A 15,906-nucleotide genomic window follows, 5' to 3' on the forward strand; every position below is an offset into this window, starting at 1 on the left:
TTACTGTGCCGCCGTGGCAAGCGCTTTGATCTCGAGATACTCCTCGAAACCTGCGAGCCCCATCTCCCGGCCGATACCGGATTGCTTGTAACCGCCGAACGGCAAGTCCGCCGAGTACCAGACACCGCCGTTGATGTTGACCGTGCCCACCCGCAACCGCGCCGCTACCGAGTTCGCGCGGTCGAGGTCGGGCGAGAAGACGGTGCCCGACAGTCCGTAAGGGGAGTCGTTGGCGATCCGGACCGCGTCGTCGTCGCCGTCGTGGGCGATGACCGTCAGCACCGGGCCGAAGATCTCCTCGCGCGCCACCTTCGCGGTGTTGTCCAGTCCGGCGATCACCGTCGGCTCGATGAAGAAGCCGACGTCACGGTCGGCGGGACGGCCACCACCGCAGGCGAATCGGCCACCCTCGGCGATCGCGGAATCCAGGTACTCCTGGATGCGATCGCGCTGCCTGGCCGAGATCACCGGCCCGCAGATGGTGCCGGGGTTCGTCGGGTCACCCGGCTTGAGTCCGCCCATGGTCGCGGCGGCGGCTTCCACTGCCTCGTCGTATCGATTCCGTGGCACCACCAGCCGGGTGGTGATCGCACAGCCCTGCCCGGCATGCATCGACGCGGTGAACGCCGCCATCGAGCAGGCGCCGGCCAGGTCGGCGTCGTCGAGGATCAGAAACGCCGACTTGCCGCCCAGTTCCAGGAAGACCTTCTTCAGCGTGGCGGCGCCGTCGGCCATCACTGCGCGCCCGGTGGCGGTCGAGCCGGTGAACGAGACCATGTCCACCCGAGGGTCTTTCGACAGCAATGCCCCGACACCGTGGTCGCTGGAGGTGACGATGTTGAGCACACCGGCGGGAATGTCGGTGTGCTCGGTGATGAGCTCACCTAGCACCGCGGCGCACCACGGGGTGTCCGGCGCCGGCTTCAGGACGACGGTGTTGCCCGCGGCCAGCGCCGGTCCGATCTTGGCGAAGTTGATCTGGTGGGGGAAGTTCCACGGGGTGATCGCCCCGACCACGCCGACGGCCTCGCGGGCGACGGTGCGTTGCGTCTTGATCCCCATCGGCGACGCGATGCCGAGATCAATTCGCCACTGGTAGTTCTCGGCAGTGTCGGCCGAGAACGACAGGTCGGCGATCGGTCCTTCCAGCTGAGCTGCCGAGGTGAGCATCCGCGGCGCGCCCACCTCGGACATGGTCAGTTCCCGAAGCTCCTCGACATGCTTGGACAGCGCGTCCTGGAGTTGACGGATACAACGCACCCGCAGGGCGGTGTCGGTGGACCAGTCCGTCTCTTCGAAGGCTCGCCGGGCGGCTCCGATCGCCGTGCTCATGTCCTCGACGCTCGCGTCGGCCGCGACGCCGAGCGTCTCCTCGGTCGCCGGATTGACGGTGGAAAACGTTCCCGAGCTGCCAGCGACGAGCTTGCCGTCGATGAGCAGCCGGCTCTCGCGATCGGCCAGGATTGGCATCCGACCTCCTGTCTATGCGCCCTGGACAGCTGTCCGACTGATTTCCTTCGAACGATAGACCCAGATCACCGGGCGAGGCAAGGTCGGGTGGGCTTGCTGCCAGAACAAGCCGGTTGAACTGCCGTTTTTCAACTTCGCTTGCCTGCAGGTGGCAGTGTCGGATAACTTGGACATGTGTCCAGTGATGCAGCGGCCGCGCTTTCAGATGAGGCGCGCCAACCACCTCGGAACCGTCGGCAGGAAGAGACTTTTCGCAAAGTCCTGTCCGCCGGCGTCGAGATGCTGCGCGAGTCGTCGTACGCCGATCTGACCGTGCGTGCTGTCGCGGCACGGGCCAAGGTCGCACCGGCGACGGCGTACACCTACTTCTCGTCGAAGAACCACCTGATCGCCGAGGTCTACCTGGACCTCATGCAGCAGGTCGAGTACTTCACCGACGTCAACGACAGCAGGGCCAGCCGTGTGGAGAAGACGCTGCGGGCGATGACGCTGACGCTCGCCGACGAGCCGGAGGTCGCCGCGGCATGCACCACCGCACTGTTGTCGGGCAACGATCCGGCCGTGCGGGCGGTACGGGAACGGATCGGCGTCGAGATCCATCGCCGCATCCGCGCCGCCGTCGGCCCGGACAGCGACCCGCGCACGCCGGCCGCGCTGGAGATGACGTTCTTCGGTGCGCTGGTCAACGCCGGCAGCGGGGCATTCACTTATCACCAGATCGCCGACCGCTTGAGCTATGTGGTCGGCCTCATCGTCGGGGAGGACCGATGACCACCAACAGCGGCGCCGTGAGCGACGCCATCCTCGATCCGTATGACTACGACTTCCACGAGGATCCGTATCCGTACTACCAACGGCTCCGCGACGAGGCCCCCCTCTATCGCAATGAAGAACTCGGCTTCTGGGCGTTGTCGCGGCACCGCGACGTGCTCCAGGGCTTCCGCAACAGCACGACCCTGTCCAACTCCTACGGCGTCTCGCTCGACCCGGCCTCGCGTGGACCGCACGCATCGAAGACGATGTCCTTCCTGGCGATGGACGATCCCGACCATCTGCGGCTGCGCACCCTGGTGTCCAAGGGCTTCACGCCGCGACGCATCAGGGAGCTCGAGCCCAGGGTCACCGAGCTGACCGTCGGACATCTGGACACGATGCTGGAGAAGGCGCGCAGCGGCTCCGGAACAGTGGACTACGTCAACGATTTCGCGGGCAAGCTGCCGATGGACGTCATCTCCGAGTTGATGGGGGTCCCGCAGGCCGACCGCGACCAGGTGCGGGCCTGGGCGGACGGGGTGATGCACCGCGACGAAGGCGTCAACGACGTTCCCGCCGCGGCGGTCGAGGCGTCCATCAACCTGATCGTGTACTACCAGGCGATGGTCGCCGAACGTCGCAAGCAACTCACCGACGACCTGACGTCGGCACTGCTGGAAGCCGAGATCGACGGAGACCGGCTCACCGACGACGAGATCCTCGGCTTCATGTTCCTGATGGTGATCGCCGGAAACGAGACCACCACCAAACTCCTTGCCAATGCCGCCTTCTGGGGTCACCGCAACCCCGATCAGCTGGCGTCTGTGTACGAGGACATCGAGCGGGTGCCGCTGTGGGTGGAGGAGACCCTTCGCTACGACACATCCAGTCAGATCCTGGCCCGCACGGTGTCCGGTGAACTGACGCTGTACGACACCACGATTCCCGAGGGTGATGTGGTGCTTCTGCTTCCGGGCTCCGCGCACCGCGACGAACGGGTCTTCGAGAACCCCGATGACTACGTCATCGGCCGGGAGATCGGTTCGAAGCTGATGAGTTTCGGCAGCGGTGCCCACTTCTGCCTCGGCGCGCACCTCGCGCGGATGGAGGCCCGGGTGGCACTTGCCGAGTTGTTCAAGCGAATCCGTGGATACGAGGTCGACGAGGCCAACGCCGTCCGCGTCCATTCCAGCAACGTGCGCGGATTCGCCCATCTTCCGATCACTGTCCAGGTCCGCTAGCACGGCCGGAAAGGTCTCAGATGCCCCGTTTCGACCCACTGCCCGACCGCCGGCCCGCCCTGGTGGCCGGCGCCTCCTCCGGTATCGGCGCGGCGACAGCCGTCGACCTTGCCGCGCACGGCTTTCCGGTCGCGCTGGGCGCGCGCCGGGTGGAGAAGTGCCAGGAGCTCGTCGAGCAGATCCGCGCTGACGGCGGCGAAGCCATCGCGGTCCATCTGGACGTCACCGATCCGGATTCGGTCAAGTCCTGCGTCGAGCAGGTGTCCTCCGAGCTCGGTGAGATCGAGTTACTGGTCGCCGGGGCGGGTGACACCTACTTCGGCAAGATCGAGGCCATCAGCACCGAACAGTTCGAGTCGCAGATCCAGATCCATCTGATCGGCGCCAACCGGGTCGCCGGTGCGGTGTTGCCCGGAATGATCGAGCGTCAGAGGGGCGACCTGATCTTCGTCGGTTCCGACGTGGCGCTGCGGCAGCGCCCGCACATGGGCGCCTACGGCGCGGCCAAGGCGGCTCTGGTCGCGATGGTCAACAATCTCCAGATGGAGCTGGAGGGCACCGGGGTGCGGGCGTCGATCGTGCACCCCGGCCCCACCAAGACCGGGATGGGTTGGAGCCTGCCCGCCGACCTGATCGGCCCCGCTCTCGAGGACTGGGCCAAATGGGGTCAGGCCCGCCACGACTACTTCCTGCGGGCCGCCGACCTCGCGCGGGCCATCACCTTCGTCGCCGAGACCCCCCGAGGTGGGTTCATCGCCAACATGGAACTGCAGCCCGAAGCCCCTCTGGCGAGTGATCCTGCCGACCGCCAGAAACTTGTCCTGAACGAGGAGAACCTGAAGTCATGACGACAGCAGTGGTGCCCCGCGTCTCCGGTGGCGAAGAGGAACACGGCCATCTCGAGGAGTTCCGGACCGATCCGATCGGCCTGATGAACCGGATCCGTGAAGAGTGTGGTGACGTCGGCTGGTTCCAGCTGGCAGACAAACAGGTGGTGATGCTGTCGGGGTCAGAGGCCAATGAGTTCTTCTTCCGCTCCAGCGACAGCGAACTCAACCAGGCCGAGGCCTACCCGTTCATGACGCCGATCTTCGGGGAGGGGGTGGTGTTCGACGCCGACCCCGAACGTCGTGCGGAGATGTTGCACAACACTGCGCTGCGCGGCGAGCAGATGAAGGGCCATGCCGCCACGATCGAGAACGAAGTCAAGAAGATCATCGCCGACTGGGGGGACGAGGGTGAGATCGAGCTGCTCGACTTCTTCTCGGAGCTGACGATCTACACGTCCACGGCGTGCCTGATCGGGCTGAAGTTCCGGGAACAGCTCGACAGTCGCTTCGCCCAGTACTACCACCAACTGGAACGCGGCACCGACCCGCTGTGCTACGTCGACCCCTACCTCGACATCGAGAGCTTCCGCATCCGCGACGAGTCGCGCGTCAAACTCGTTGCGCTGGTGCAGGAGATCATGAACGGCCGCATCGCCGACCCGCCCAAGGGCAAGGAGGATCGCGACCTGCTCGACGTGCTGGTGTCGATCAAGGACGAGGAGGGCAATCCGCGCTTCTCGGCCAACGAGGTCACCGGCATGTTCATCTCGCTGATGTTCGCGGGTCACCACACCAGCTCGGGAACGTCGTCGTGGACGTTGATCGAGCTGCTGCGCCACCCTGACGTCTACGCCCAGGTGCAGCAGGAGCTCGACGAACTCTACGCCGACGGCCAGGAGGTGAGTTTCCATGCGCTGCGCCAGATCCCGAAGCTCGACAACTCACTGAAGGAGACGCTGCGGCTGCATCCGCCGCTCATCATCCTGATGCGCGTCGCGCAGGACGAGTTCGAAGTGGCGGGCCATCCGATTCACAAGGGACAGATGGTGGCCGCCTCGCCTGCCGTCTCCAACCGGATTCCCGAGGACTTCCCCCGACCGGACGACTTCGACCCCGACCGCTACCTGAAGCCCCGACAGGAGGACCTGGCCAACCGGTGGACGTGGATTCCCTTCGGAGCGGGCAAGCACCGCTGCGTCGGGGCGGCGTTCGCTCAGATGCAGATCAAGGCGGTATTCTCGGTACTGCTGCGCGAGTACACATTCGAGATGTCGCAGCCGTCGGAGAGCTACCGCAACGATCATTCCAAGATGGTGGTGCAGCTCGCTCAGCCGGCCAAGGTCCGCTACCGCAAGCGAGTCAAGGACTGACGAGATGGGTTGTTACCGCGTGGAGCTCGATGAGGACCTGTGCCAGGGCCACGCGATGTGCGAACTGGAAGCCCCGGATGTGTTCCGGGTGCCCAAGCGCGGGGTCGTCGAAATCCTCGACCCGGAACCGCCCGACGAGATCCGCGAGGATGTCGAGCGGGCAGCTGAGATGTGCCCTACCCAAGCAATTTCCCTCAAGGACAAGGACTGACGATGGCGTCAAGAGAAGCACTCGAAGCCTGGACCGACCGTTGGCTCAAGGCCAACCAGGACGCCGAGAAGGCCGGTGACTGGAAGCCGTTGGCCGACTTCTACACCGAGGACGCAACCTACGGCTGGAACATCGGCCCCAAGGAAGACGTCATGTGCATCGGTCGCGACGAGATCCGCGACGTCGCCCTGGGCCTGGAGATGGAGGGCCTGGAGAACTGGGTCTACGAGTACCAGAAGGTGCTGATCGACGAGAAGCAGAACGAGATCGTCGGCTTCTGGAAGCAGATAGCCAACAAGAGCGATGGCTCGCGCGACGAGATCTACGGCATCGGCGGCAGCTGGTTCCGGCTCACCGCCGTTGGGGACGACGACCAGTTGCTGATCGAGTGGCAGCGGGACTTCTTCGACTTCGGTCACGTCCAGAAGGCGTTCATGAAACTGATCGAGTCCGGGGACCTCACCCCCACCATGCAGAAGCGAATCGAGCGCTCACTTGCCGGCGAGAAGTTGCCCGGCTACTACCCGCTCGGTGAGGCCCCCACCCCAATCTGGTAGCTCCCACCCAAGCGGTTGCTTGGGGCCGCTGTGATATGGCTAACTAGAGCCTCTAGTCTTTAACTAGAGGCTCTAGTCGAAAGCAGGAGAGATGAAGACCAAAGGCGCTCTGATCTGGGATTTCAACCAGCCATGGTCGATCGAGGAGATCGAGATCGGCGATCCCGTCAAGGACGAGGTCAAGATTCAGATGGAAGCGGCGGGCATGTGCCACTCCGACCATCATCTGGTGACCGGCGACATCCCGATGGCCGGCTTCCCGGTGCTCGGTGGACACGAGGGTGCCGGCATCGTCACCGAAGTCGGACCCGGCGTGGAGAACATCGCCCCGGGTGACCACGTCGTGCTGTCGTTCATCCCGTCGTGCGGTGAGTGTCCGACGTGCCAGAGCGGCCAGCGCAATCTGTGTGACCTGGGCGCGTTGCTGCTCACCGGTACCGCCGTCTCCGACGGGACCCACCGTGTCACGGCCAACGGCAAGCCTGTCATCCCGATGACGCTGCTGGGCACCTTCAGCCCCTACATGGTGGTGCACAAGAGCTCGGTCGTGAAGATCGACCCGTCCATCCCGTTCGAGGTGGCCTGCCTGGTCGGCTGCGGCGTCACCACCGGCTATGGCTCGGCGGTGCGCAGTGCGGACGTCCGCCCCGGTGACGACGTCACGATCGCCGGGATCGGTGGCGTCGGCATGGGCGCCCTGCAGGGCGCGCTCAACGCCGGTGCACGCAACATCTTCGCCATCGACCCGGTCGACTGGAAGCGGGATCAGGCACTCAAGTTCGGCGCGACGCACGTCTACCCCGACCTCGCGTCGGCGATGATGGGTGTCGCCGAGGTCACCCACGGCAAGATGGCCGACAAGACCATCATCACCACCGGTGAGCTCAAGGGTGAGGACATCGACAACTATCTCAACATGACCGCCAAGGGCGGTACCTGTGTGGTGACAGCGGTGGCCAACATGATGGAAACCAGCGTCACGCTGAACCTGGCGATGCTGACCCTGATGCAGAAGAACCTGCAGGGCACCATCTTCGGTGGCGGCAACCCGCACTACGACATCCCGCAGCTGCTGTCGATGTACAAGGCCGGCAGGCTCAACCTCGACGACATGGTGACCCGGCAGTACAAGCTGGAGCAGATTAACGAGGGTTACAAGGACATGCTGGAGGGCAAGAACATCCGTGGCGTGATCCGCTACACCGACGCCGATAGGTAGAGCGGGATGACCGACAGCGCAACCGAGACCACCGAGCTCTCGCCGGTGGTCGCGGCCTCTCAGAGTTCGTGGCGATGCGTGCAGTCCGGCGACAAGGCCGGCTGGCTGGCGCTGATGTCCGAGGACGTCGTCATCGAGGATCCGATCGGCGAGGCCGTCACCAACCCCGACGGCACCGGAGTGCGCGGGAAGGCGGCTGTCGCCGACTTCTTCGACGCCAACATCGGACCGAACCAGTTACGCATCACCTGCCAGGAGGCGTTCCCGTCGAGCAGTCCGACGGAGATCGCCTACATCCTGGTGCTGGAGACCACGTTCCCCAACGGTTTCGTGGCCACGGTCCGGGGAGTGTTCACCTACCGCGTCGACGACGCGGGGCTGATCACGAACCTGCGTGGCTTCTGGAACATGGATGCGATGACGTTCGCGGAGAAGGCGGATTAGCCAGCCGCTGGCAGGCCGCGGCGCGGTTGTCGTCGGTGGTACCCGCGGTGTCGGCCTGGCGGTCGCTGAGCTTCTGGCGGCCCTCGGCGCCGGCGTCGTCGTCAACGGCCGCGATGAGGCGGCAGCCGACCAAGCGGCGCAACGCATTCCCGGCGCCGTCGCCCATCCGGGTTCGCCCGCCGATCCGGCGGTGGCCGATGCCCTGGTGGATACCTGTGTCCGCCGGTTCGGCCACATCGACATCCTGGTCAACTGTGCGGGCACCGCCGAACCGGCAGGCTCGTCGATTCTCGACATCACCACCGAGCAGTTCAACGAGCTGATCGAGGCCCACTTGGGCACCGCATTTCAGATGTGCCGCGCGGCAGCCCCGCGGATGGTGCAGCGGGGCGCCGGGGCGATCGTCAACACCAGTTCGTTCGCTTTCCTCGGTGACTACGGCGGCACCGGGTACCCGGCAGGCAAGGGCGCGGTCAACGGCCTGACGGCGGCGATCGCCGCCGAACTCAAGGAGCACGGGGTCCGCGCGAACGTGGTGTGCCCCGGCGCCAAGACCAGGCTGTCCACCGGGCCCGACTACGAGGCCCACATCGCCGAGCTCAACCGGCGCGGACTGCTCGACGAGGTCAGCATGCAGGGTGCGCTGGACGCCGCGCCGCCCGAGTACGTCGCGCCGACATACGCCTACCTGGTCAGTGATCTCGCCAAGGATGTGACCGGTCAGATCTTCATCGCCGCAGGCGGGTTCATCGGCAAGTTCGACCGACAGACCCCCGCGATCGTGGCCTACCGTGACCATCACGACTCCCCGCCGTGGTCGATCGACGAGATCTCCGCACAGGTCGGTTAACCCGGCAGCGTGTGGTCGCGGTACTGCTCGCGCAGCTTGAGCTTGACGACCTTGCCGGTGGCGGTGTGGGGCAGTTCGTCGACGAACACCACGTCGTCGGGCAGCCACCACTTGACGACCTCGCCACCCAGGTACTCCAGAATTTCCTCCCGGGTGGCGTTGTGCCCCTTGCGAAGCACGGCGATGAGCACCGGCCGCTCCTGCCATTTCGGATGGGGCACCCCAATGACGGCGGCTTCGGCGATGGCCGGGTGCCCCATCGCGGCGTTCTCGAGGTCGATCGAACTCACCCATTCGCCACCGGATTTGATGACGTCCTTGGCACGGTCGACAAGTTGCAGGTAGCCGTCGGGGTCGATGGTCGCGACATCGCCAGTGGGGAAGAAACCCTCGCCGTCGAGCTTCTCGCCTCCCTCGCCCTTGAAGTAGCCACTGGCGATCCACGGACCGCGCACCCACACCTCGCCGAACGCCTTTCCGTCCCAGGGCAGTCGGCGGCCGTCGTCGTCGACGATCTTGAGGTCCACTCCCCAGACGCCGCGCCCCTGTTTCAGCCTGATGCGGGTGCGCTCCTCTTCGGAAAGCCCTTCGTGTTTGGGCAGCAGCCTGCCGATTGTGCACAGCGGACTGGTTTCGGTCATCCCCCAGCCCTGCATCGACTCGGCGCCGAAATCGCGGTCGAACCGCTCGATCATCGACTGCGGCAGGGCCGCCCCGCCGGTGCCCGCGATACGCAACCCGAGTTCGTGCGGGTCGATCTCGGGGTGCTCGTCGAGATAGGAGAACAGCATCATCCACACCGTCGGCACCCCCTGGCTCTGGTTGACGCCCTCGGACTTCATCAGGCTGTAGACGGATTCGCCGTCGAGGTGCGGTCCGGGCATCACGAGTGTCGCGCCGACCATCGCCGCGGTGTAGGGAGTCCCCCACGCATTCGCATGGAACATGGGCACCACCAGCAGGATCCTGGAGCCGCTGTGGATGTCGATGGCGTCGCGCGCCGCGATCATCAGCGTGTGCAGCATCGTCGAACGATGCGAGTACAGAACACCTTTCGGGTTCCCGGTGGTGCCCGAGGTGTAGCACAGCGATGACGCGCTGCGCTCGTCGAACTCGGGCCAGTCGTAGTGGGTTGACTGCGTGCCGATGAGTTCGTCCCAGCACTGCAGGCGATCCGCGGGAATCCCGGGGATATCGGGCATGTGTGCGCGATCGGTCATCACGACATAGGTGTCGACCGACTCGAGTTGGGGCGCGAGCTGGCCGACCAGAGGCGCGAAGGTCACATCGAAGAACAGCACCCGGTCCTCGGCGTGGTTGATGATGTAGACGATCTGCTCGGGGAAGAGCCGCGGGTTGACGGTGTGCATGACCGCCCCGGAGCCCGACACGCCGAAGTACAGCGCCAGGTGGCGATCGCTGTTCCACGCGAGTGTCGCGACCCGGTCTCCCTGCTGGATCCCGAGGCCGGCCAGCGCGTTGGCCACCTGCTTGGACTGATCCCTGACCTGCGACCAGGTGGTGCGTCGGATGTGCCCTTCGGGGATCCGGGACACGATCTCGGTGTCGGCGTGAAACGCGGCCGCGTGCTCGATCAGGGAGGAGATCATCAGCGGTCTGTCCTGCATCAGTCCCAGCATCCGGCCAGGCTATCGAGGGCGCGGGGACTTGTCGGTCGGTTCTGGCATGATCGAACACATGTTCGATGGTTCGTTGGTGGGGCCGGATCAGCTCACCGGTCTCAGTGACGCCGCGCTGGCCCGGGCCGCGGCAGGCTGGGCGAGCGCTTCGGCGGCGGCCGAGGCCCGCAAGCTGGCGGTGATCGCCGAGATCGAACGCCGCGCCCGGGCCGCTCAACAGCATCCGAACTGGGTCGTCGATGATCTCGATGCCGCCGCGGCCGGGTTGTCGTGTGCCCTGACGATCAGCCACGGCCGGGCGTTGGGCCAGATCGGGCTGGCGGTCACGCTGCGTGACCGGCTGCCCAAAGTCGGGGCCCGGTTCCTGGCCGGGCAGATCAGCGCGGCGATGATCGCCACCATCTCCTGGCGCACCTACCTGGTGTGCGACCCGGGAGCGCTGGCCCGCATCGACACCGAGATCGCCGAGCACGCCCCGGCCTGGGGCCGGCTGTCGCAGTACAAACTGGAAAAAGCCATCGACTTCTGGGTCGAACGCCATGACCCCGACGCGGTGCGCCGGGTCCGCACCGGGGTCCGCGGACGCGACTTCGTCATCGGAGACCGCGACGACGCCACCGGCACCACCAGCGTGCACGGACGGCTCACCAGCACCGACGCCGCGCTACTCGAACAGCGCCTGGCCGCGATGATCGCCACCGTGTGTGACGACGATCCCCGCACCCTGGCCCAACGCCGCGCCGATGCCCTCGGCGCGATCGCCGCCCACGCCACCACGCTGGCCTGCCGCTGCGACAACCCCGGATGCGCCGCCCAAACCGACGACGGCCGCGCCAGCAACTTCGTCGTCCACGTCTTCACCGACACAGACACCCTCAACGACACCCGCGACCGGGGCCTGGACCCGACACTGCACGGCCCCGACGACCCGCCACCCACACCCACGCCGAAGCCCGCCGAATCGCCAGCGCCCAAGCCCGCCGAGCCGGCTGCGTCACCCGAGCCGACAGTCGCGAAACCCGCCGCCGAGTCGAAGCCCGAGTCAACACCGCCCACGTCGGGTCGACCGGCGCGGCGGCGCCGCACGGCGGCGCTGATCCCCGGCTCCAACGCCGCGATCGTGCCCCCGGCACTGCTGGCCGACCTGATCCACCACGGCGCCAAAATCCGCTTCGTCACCACCCCCGACCCCTGCGGCGAAGACCGCTACCGACCCTCGACCGCACTGGCCGACTTCATCCGCACCCGCGACCTGACCTGCCGCTTCCCCGGCTGCGACCGCCCCGCCACCCACGCCGACATCGACCACACCCGACCCTGGCCCACCGGACCCACCCACCCCACCAACTGCAAGTGCTACTGCCGGCTACACCACCTGATCAAAACCTTCTGGACCGGCTGGCACGACACCCAACACCCCGACGGCACCCTGGCCATCACCACCCCGTCGGGCCTGACCTACACCACCAAACCCTTCACCGCACTGCTGTTCCCCCACTGGAACACCACCACCCCACCACCACCGCGACCACCCGGACCACCCCCACCGACCAACCCCGGCCGGCACCTCAAAATGCCCACCCGCCGCCGCACCCGCACCCAAACCCGCACCGCCCGCATCACCGCCGAACGAAAACTCAACGCCACCCAACGCGCACTGGAAAACTCATCAACCACACCGACCCCACCACCGGGCCACCACTACCCCGACTACCAATTCCACCCCGCCCACCACACCCCCGACTACGGCGACGACCCACCACCCTTCTGAGTAGCGTGGGCGGCATGGCGACCGTCTTCACAAAGATCATCAACGGGGAGATCCCCGGCCGTTTCGTCTACGAGGACGACGACATCGTGGCGTTCCTGACGATCGAGCCGATGACACAGGGCCACACGCTGGTCGTGCCCCGGGCCGAGATCGACCAGTGGCAGAACCTCGAACCCGCCGTGTTCGGCAGGGTCATGGAGGTTTCGCAGCTCATCGGCAAGGCGGTGTGTCAGGCCTTCGACGCTGAGCGCGCCGGTGTCATCATCGCCGGGCTGGAAGTGCCCCACTTGCACGTGCACGTCTTCCCGGCCCGCGACCTGGCGGACTTCGGCTTCGCCAACGTCGACCGCAACCCGTCAGCGGAGTCGCTCGACGAGGCTCAGACGAAGATCAAGGCGGCGTTGGCGACGCTGCGCTGACAGCTGCCGACGCGTCGGCGAACCGCGGCATCTTCACCCGGAACCGGCACCCTTCGCCCGGCCCTGTGGTCACGCTGACGCTGCCACCGTGGGCATACACCAGGGAGTCGACGATCGACAGCCCCAGCCCGGTCCCCCCGCTGGCTCGCGCCCGCGACGCGTCGGCCCGGTAGAACCGCTCGAAGATGCGCTGCGCATCCTCCGGCCCCATCCCCGGCCCCTCGTCGCACACCTCCACGACGGTGTTGTCCTCGTCGGTTCCCACCCGCACGGTGACCCCGGTGCCCTCGGGGGTGTGCTGCAGCGCGTTTGCCATCAAGTTGCTCAGCACCTGACGCAGTCTGGCCTCGTCACCCACCACCTCCGGGGTGCCGGGCCCGTCGAAGACCTCGACGCGGATCCTGCGTTGCGGCGCGATCGACTGAGCGTCGTGTACCGCGTCGGTGGCCAGAGCGAGCAGATCCACTCGCTTTCGTTCCAAGGGTCGCTGCGCGTCGAGTTGGGCCAACAGCAGCAGATCCTCGACGAGCAATCCCATCCGCCGCGATTCGCTCTCGATGCGACTCATCAGCATCTCGACGTCGCGGGCAGCGCCCTGGCGGTACAGCTCGGCGAAGCCGCGGATCGTCGTCAACGGTGTCCGCAGTTCGTGGCTTGCGTCGGTGATGAAGCGACGCATCCGTTCCTCGGAGGTGCGGGCCTGCGCCGCCGACGATTCCGACGAGGCCATCGCCCGCTGGATCTGCGTCAGCATCCCGTTGAGCGCCAACGACAGGCGGCCGACCTCGGTGCGTGGGTCACGTTCTGGAACACGCCGGTCCAGTTGCCCCGACGCGATCGCGGCTGCGGTCTGTTCGACCTCGGCCAGCGGGCGCAGACTGCGGTGCACCACGGCGTAGCCGGCGATGGCGAGCACCACCAGGACCGCCACCCCGATACCGGCCTGCAGGTAGGCCAGCGACCGCACCGTCGATTTCACGTCGGACAGGTCGATGGCCACCGTGGTGAGCTCGCCCCCCAACCCCCGCACCGTCATCGCACGCCACTGCACGTCGGAGTGATCAACAGATCCGACGGTGACCGGCAGCGGGCCGACATTGTTGTCCGCGGGCAGCGCCGGCTCCGCCACGCGGTCGTTGACTTCCATCCAGATGTGTCCTTCCGGATCGATGCCACGGACGAAGAAGTCGGAGGGAGGCCGCGCGGGGTTGGGATCGTCGATCGGGGTGACGGGCAGCCGACGGGGCACCTGGGCCCACCCTCGGGACGCGTCGAGCAGGGTGTCATCCACCCTCTTCATCAGGCTGTGCTGCAGGATCGTCGTGACTGCGACGCCCGACGCCACCAGTCCGCACGCCACCAGCACCAGAGTGGCAGCCACCAGCCCTACCCGCAGAGGAATGCCACGCCCTCTGGTGTTCCCGCCGCCAGCTACCACGCCTCTATTGTCGGCTCGTCCGGCGAGCGCTCACCGCGGCTCGCGCAGGACGTAGCCGACCCCACGCAACGTATGCAGTAAGCGCTTGTCTCCGGTGTCGACCTTGCGGCGCAGATAGGAGACATACGACTCGACGACGTTGACGTCGCCGCCGAAGTCGTAGCGCCACACGTGATCGAGGATCTTCGGCTTGGACAGCACCGTGCCCGCGTTGATGACGAAGTACCGCAACAGCGTGAACTCGGTCGGCGAGAGCGACACCGGCTCGCCGGCCTTCCACACCTCGTGGGTGTCCTCGTCGAGTTCGATGTCGGCGAATGTGAGCCGCGACGGGCGTGGCGCCTCGTGACCGCGGCCGGTCCGGCGCAGGATCACCCGCAGCCGCGCCACCACCTCTTCGAGGCTGAACGGCTTGGTCACGTAGTCGTCGCCACCCAGCGTCAGCCCGGCGATCTTGTCCTGCAAGGTGTCGCGTGCGGTCAGGAACAGGGCCGGGGCGTCGATGCCATCGGCCCGCAGGCGGCGCAGCAACCCGAACCCGTCCATGCCGGGCATCATGACGTCGAGAATGACCGCGTCGGGGCGAACCTCCCGTGCCTTGTCGAGCGCGGCCGCGCCGTTGGAGGCGGTGTGGACCTCGAAGCCCTGGTACTTCAGGCTCACGGAGAGCAATTCGACGATGTTGGCCTCGTCGTCGACCACCAGCACCCGCGCCTCGGGCACGTTCTGCTCAACGGGCATGGCCATGGGTTCAATCTCCACCAGTTCACTTGGAAATATGCTGCCGACTACCTGTGCACTTCCTGTGAGTTTGCCCTTGCGCTGTCCATAGACTGAGTAGATGAACCTCGGCAAAGCGCTGACCGACCTCGCCTTCGCGCCCGTCCGCGTCGGCCTGGCCGTCGCGGACGCGGGCATCGGCGTGGCCAAGGGCGGCATCGAAGTGGCATACCGCACGTTGGGGGAACCCAAGGACGGCGCCAAGCCCGGGTCTCCTTCCCTGGCTTACATGCTCGGTATCGACGAGGCCGTGGAGCGGGCGAACCGGTTGGCCCGACTGATGGACGAGGACCAGCCGCTGGGACGCGCGCTGGCGCCGGACGGAGCGCTGGACCGGCTCCTGCGACCGGGCGGCGTGGTCGACCGGCTGACCGCCCCCGGCGGCGCACTGGACCGGCTGACCGAGGAAGAGGGCGGGTTGATGCGCGCCATCGAGCCCGGCGGGCTGGTGGACCAGCTTCTTTCCGAGGACGGCCTGGTCGACAGGTTGCTGGCCGAGGACGGCGTGGCCGACCGGCTGTTCGCCGAGGGCGGGGTGGTCGACACGCTGACCGCCCGCAACGGCCCACTCGAGCAGCTCGCGACCGTCGCGGACACACTGAACCGCCTCGCGCCGGGGCTCGAGGCGCTCGAGCCGACCATCGAGGCGCTGCGAGAAGCGGTGATCGTGCTCAGCCAGGTCGTCAATCCGCTGAGCAACATCGCCGACCGGATTCCGTTTCCGGGCCGTCGCCCGCGGGGCCGGCCGTTCAATCGGCCGGTGACGTCGCAGCGGGTTATCGACGTCGAGGACGAGCCGTTAAGCTAGGGCCGCTTAAGCCTCCTTAGCTCAGTGGTAGAGCGTTCGCCTTGTAAGCGGAATGTCATCGGTTCAATCCCGATAGGAGGCTCCACGATCCGACGACCGCTGGTT

At 66.5% G+C, this 15,906-nt stretch carries 16 protein-coding genes and 1 tRNA gene; 13 read left to right on the forward strand and 4 right to left on the reverse strand.

Annotated elements, in window-relative coordinates; genetic code table 11:
- Positions 1-1,470 (reverse strand): aldehyde dehydrogenase, encoded by a 1,470-nt coding sequence (locus G6N53_RS28560; RefSeq protein WP_163894898.1) that lies wholly within the window; start codon positions 1,468-1,470, stop codon positions 1-3.
- A gap of 174 nt (positions 1,471-1,644) precedes the next feature.
- Between G6N53_RS28560 and G6N53_RS28565 the strand changes: the two genes are divergently transcribed.
- The 9 genes from G6N53_RS28565 (at position 1,645) to G6N53_RS28605 (ending at position 8,945) form a co-directional block, all read left to right on the forward strand.
- Positions 1,645-2,241 (forward strand): TetR/AcrR family transcriptional regulator, encoded by a 597-nt coding sequence (locus G6N53_RS28565; protein ID WP_163894900.1) that lies wholly within the window; start codon positions 1,645-1,647, stop codon positions 2,239-2,241.
- Positions 2,238-3,464, forward strand: coding sequence for a cytochrome P450 (locus G6N53_RS28570; RefSeq protein WP_163894902.1), 1,227 nt, complete (start codon positions 2,238-2,240; stop codon positions 3,462-3,464). The genes G6N53_RS28565 and G6N53_RS28570 overlap by 4 nt, the downstream gene beginning before the upstream one ends.
- Before the next feature lie 20 nt (positions 3,465-3,484).
- The gene (locus tag G6N53_RS28575; RefSeq protein ID WP_163894904.1) at positions 3,485-4,312 is read left to right on the forward strand and encodes an SDR family oxidoreductase; all 828 of its coding nucleotides are present in this window, start codon (positions 3,485-3,487) and stop codon (positions 4,310-4,312) included.
- Positions 4,309-5,664 (forward strand): lanosterol 14-alpha demethylase, encoded by a 1,356-nt coding sequence (gene cyp51 / locus G6N53_RS28580; protein ID WP_163894906.1) that lies wholly within the window; start codon positions 4,309-4,311, stop codon positions 5,662-5,664. The genes G6N53_RS28575 and cyp51 overlap by 4 nt, the downstream gene beginning before the upstream one ends.
- Before the next feature lie 4 nt (positions 5,665-5,668).
- Positions 5,669-5,875 carry a ferredoxin gene (locus G6N53_RS28585; protein WP_163894907.1) on the forward strand — a complete coding sequence of 69 codons (207 nt, stop codon included), beginning with the start codon at positions 5,669-5,671 and terminating at the stop codon, positions 5,873-5,875.
- A 2-nt stretch (positions 5,876-5,877) separates the two neighbouring features.
- Positions 5,878-6,432 carry a nuclear transport factor 2-like protein gene (locus tag G6N53_RS28590; protein WP_163894909.1) on the forward strand — a complete coding sequence of 185 codons (555 nt, stop codon included), beginning with the start codon at positions 5,878-5,880 and terminating at the stop codon, positions 6,430-6,432.
- Positions 6,433-6,523: 91 nt separating this feature from the next.
- Positions 6,524-7,651 carry an NDMA-dependent alcohol dehydrogenase gene (locus tag G6N53_RS28595; protein ID WP_163894912.1) on the forward strand — a complete coding sequence of 376 codons (1,128 nt, stop codon included), beginning with the start codon at positions 6,524-6,526 and terminating at the stop codon, positions 7,649-7,651.
- Positions 7,652-7,657: 6 nt separating this feature from the next.
- On the forward strand, positions 7,658-8,095 hold the full coding sequence (locus tag G6N53_RS28600) for a nuclear transport factor 2 family protein (RefSeq protein WP_163894914.1): 438 nt from the start codon (positions 7,658-7,660) through the stop codon (positions 8,093-8,095).
- A complete protein-coding gene (locus tag G6N53_RS28605) occupies positions 8,091-8,945 on the forward strand; it encodes an SDR family NAD(P)-dependent oxidoreductase (RefSeq protein ID WP_163896428.1) in 855 nt (284 codons plus the stop codon). Before G6N53_RS28600 ends, G6N53_RS28605 begins: the two co-directional genes overlap by 5 nt.
- Here the strand turns inward: G6N53_RS28605 and G6N53_RS28610 are convergent.
- Positions 8,942-10,585 (reverse strand): long-chain-fatty-acid--CoA ligase, encoded by a 1,644-nt coding sequence (locus tag G6N53_RS28610; RefSeq protein WP_163894915.1) that lies wholly within the window; start codon positions 10,583-10,585, stop codon positions 8,942-8,944. The two genes, G6N53_RS28605 and G6N53_RS28610, sit on opposite strands and share 4 nt — an antisense overlap.
- Before the next feature lie 58 nt (positions 10,586-10,643).
- Between G6N53_RS28610 and G6N53_RS28615 the strand changes: the two genes are divergently transcribed.
- On the forward strand, positions 10,644-12,356 hold the full coding sequence (locus G6N53_RS28615; protein WP_163894917.1) for an HNH endonuclease signature motif containing protein: 1,713 nt from the start codon (positions 10,644-10,646) through the stop codon (positions 12,354-12,356).
- A 14-nt stretch (positions 12,357-12,370) separates the two neighbouring features.
- The gene (locus G6N53_RS28620; RefSeq protein WP_163894919.1) at positions 12,371-12,775 is read left to right on the forward strand and encodes an HIT family protein; all 405 of its coding nucleotides are present in this window, start codon (positions 12,371-12,373) and stop codon (positions 12,773-12,775) included.
- Here G6N53_RS28620 and G6N53_RS28625 read toward each other — a convergent pair.
- Entirely contained in the window at positions 12,747-14,213 is a 1,467-nt protein-coding gene (locus G6N53_RS28625) for a sensor histidine kinase (RefSeq protein ID WP_163894921.1), read from the reverse strand. The two genes, G6N53_RS28620 and G6N53_RS28625, sit on opposite strands and share 29 nt — an antisense overlap.
- A 30-nt stretch (positions 14,214-14,243) precedes the next feature.
- Positions 14,244-14,960: a response regulator transcription factor gene (locus G6N53_RS28630; RefSeq protein ID WP_163894923.1), complete on the reverse strand. Its 717-nt coding sequence runs from the start codon at positions 14,958-14,960 to the stop codon at positions 14,244-14,246.
- A gap of 94 nt (positions 14,961-15,054) precedes the next feature.
- On the opposite strand from G6N53_RS28630, the gene G6N53_RS28635 reads away from it, so the two are divergent.
- Together G6N53_RS28635 and G6N53_RS28640 are read left to right on the forward strand one after the other, a co-directional pair.
- Positions 15,055-15,801, forward strand: a complete 747-nt coding sequence (locus G6N53_RS28635) for a hypothetical protein (RefSeq protein WP_163894925.1) — start codon at positions 15,055-15,057, stop codon at positions 15,799-15,801.
- Positions 15,802-15,811: 10 nt separating this feature from the next.
- Positions 15,812-15,886, forward strand: a tRNA-Thr gene (locus G6N53_RS28640).
- Positions 15,887-15,906: the final 20 nt, after the last annotated feature.

Source organism: Mycolicibacterium hippocampi (assembly GCF_010723735.1).
Lineage (GTDB): Bacteria > Actinomycetota > Actinomycetes > Mycobacteriales > Mycobacteriaceae > Mycobacterium > Mycobacterium hippocampi.

Bases quoted from the DNA above. Each gene is read 5' to 3' on its own strand.
- G6N53_RS28560 (WP_163894898.1), bottom strand. From the start codon at position 1,470: ATGCCAATCCTGGCCGATCGCGAGAGCCGGCTGCTCATCGACGGCAAG.
- G6N53_RS28570 (WP_163894902.1), top strand. From the start codon at position 2,238: ATGACCACCAACAGCGGCGCCGTGAGCGACGCCATCCTCGATCCGTAT.
- G6N53_RS28575 (WP_163894904.1), top strand. From the start codon at position 3,485: ATGCCCCGTTTCGACCCACTGCCCGACCGCCGGCCCGCCCTGGTGGCC.
- cyp51 (WP_163894906.1), top strand. From the start codon at position 4,309: ATGACGACAGCAGTGGTGCCCCGCGTCTCCGGTGGCGAAGAGGAACAC.
- G6N53_RS28585 (WP_163894907.1), top strand. From the start codon at position 5,669: ATGGGTTGTTACCGCGTGGAGCTCGATGAGGACCTGTGCCAGGGCCAC.
- G6N53_RS28590 (WP_163894909.1), top strand. From the start codon at position 5,878: ATGGCGTCAAGAGAAGCACTCGAAGCCTGGACCGACCGTTGGCTCAAG.
- G6N53_RS28595 (WP_163894912.1), top strand. From the start codon at position 6,524: ATGAAGACCAAAGGCGCTCTGATCTGGGATTTCAACCAGCCATGGTCG.
- G6N53_RS28600 (WP_163894914.1), top strand. From the start codon at position 7,658: ATGACCGACAGCGCAACCGAGACCACCGAGCTCTCGCCGGTGGTCGCG.
- G6N53_RS28610 (WP_163894915.1), bottom strand. From the start codon at position 10,585: ATGCTGGGACTGATGCAGGACAGACCGCTGATGATCTCCTCCCTGATC.
- G6N53_RS28615 (WP_163894917.1), top strand. From the start codon at position 10,644: ATGTTCGATGGTTCGTTGGTGGGGCCGGATCAGCTCACCGGTCTCAGT.
- G6N53_RS28620 (WP_163894919.1), top strand. From the start codon at position 12,371: ATGGCGACCGTCTTCACAAAGATCATCAACGGGGAGATCCCCGGCCGT.
- G6N53_RS28630 (WP_163894923.1), bottom strand. From the start codon at position 14,960: ATGGCCATGCCCGTTGAGCAGAACGTGCCCGAGGCGCGGGTGCTGGTG.
- G6N53_RS28635 (WP_163894925.1), top strand. From the start codon at position 15,055: ATGAACCTCGGCAAAGCGCTGACCGACCTCGCCTTCGCGCCCGTCCGC.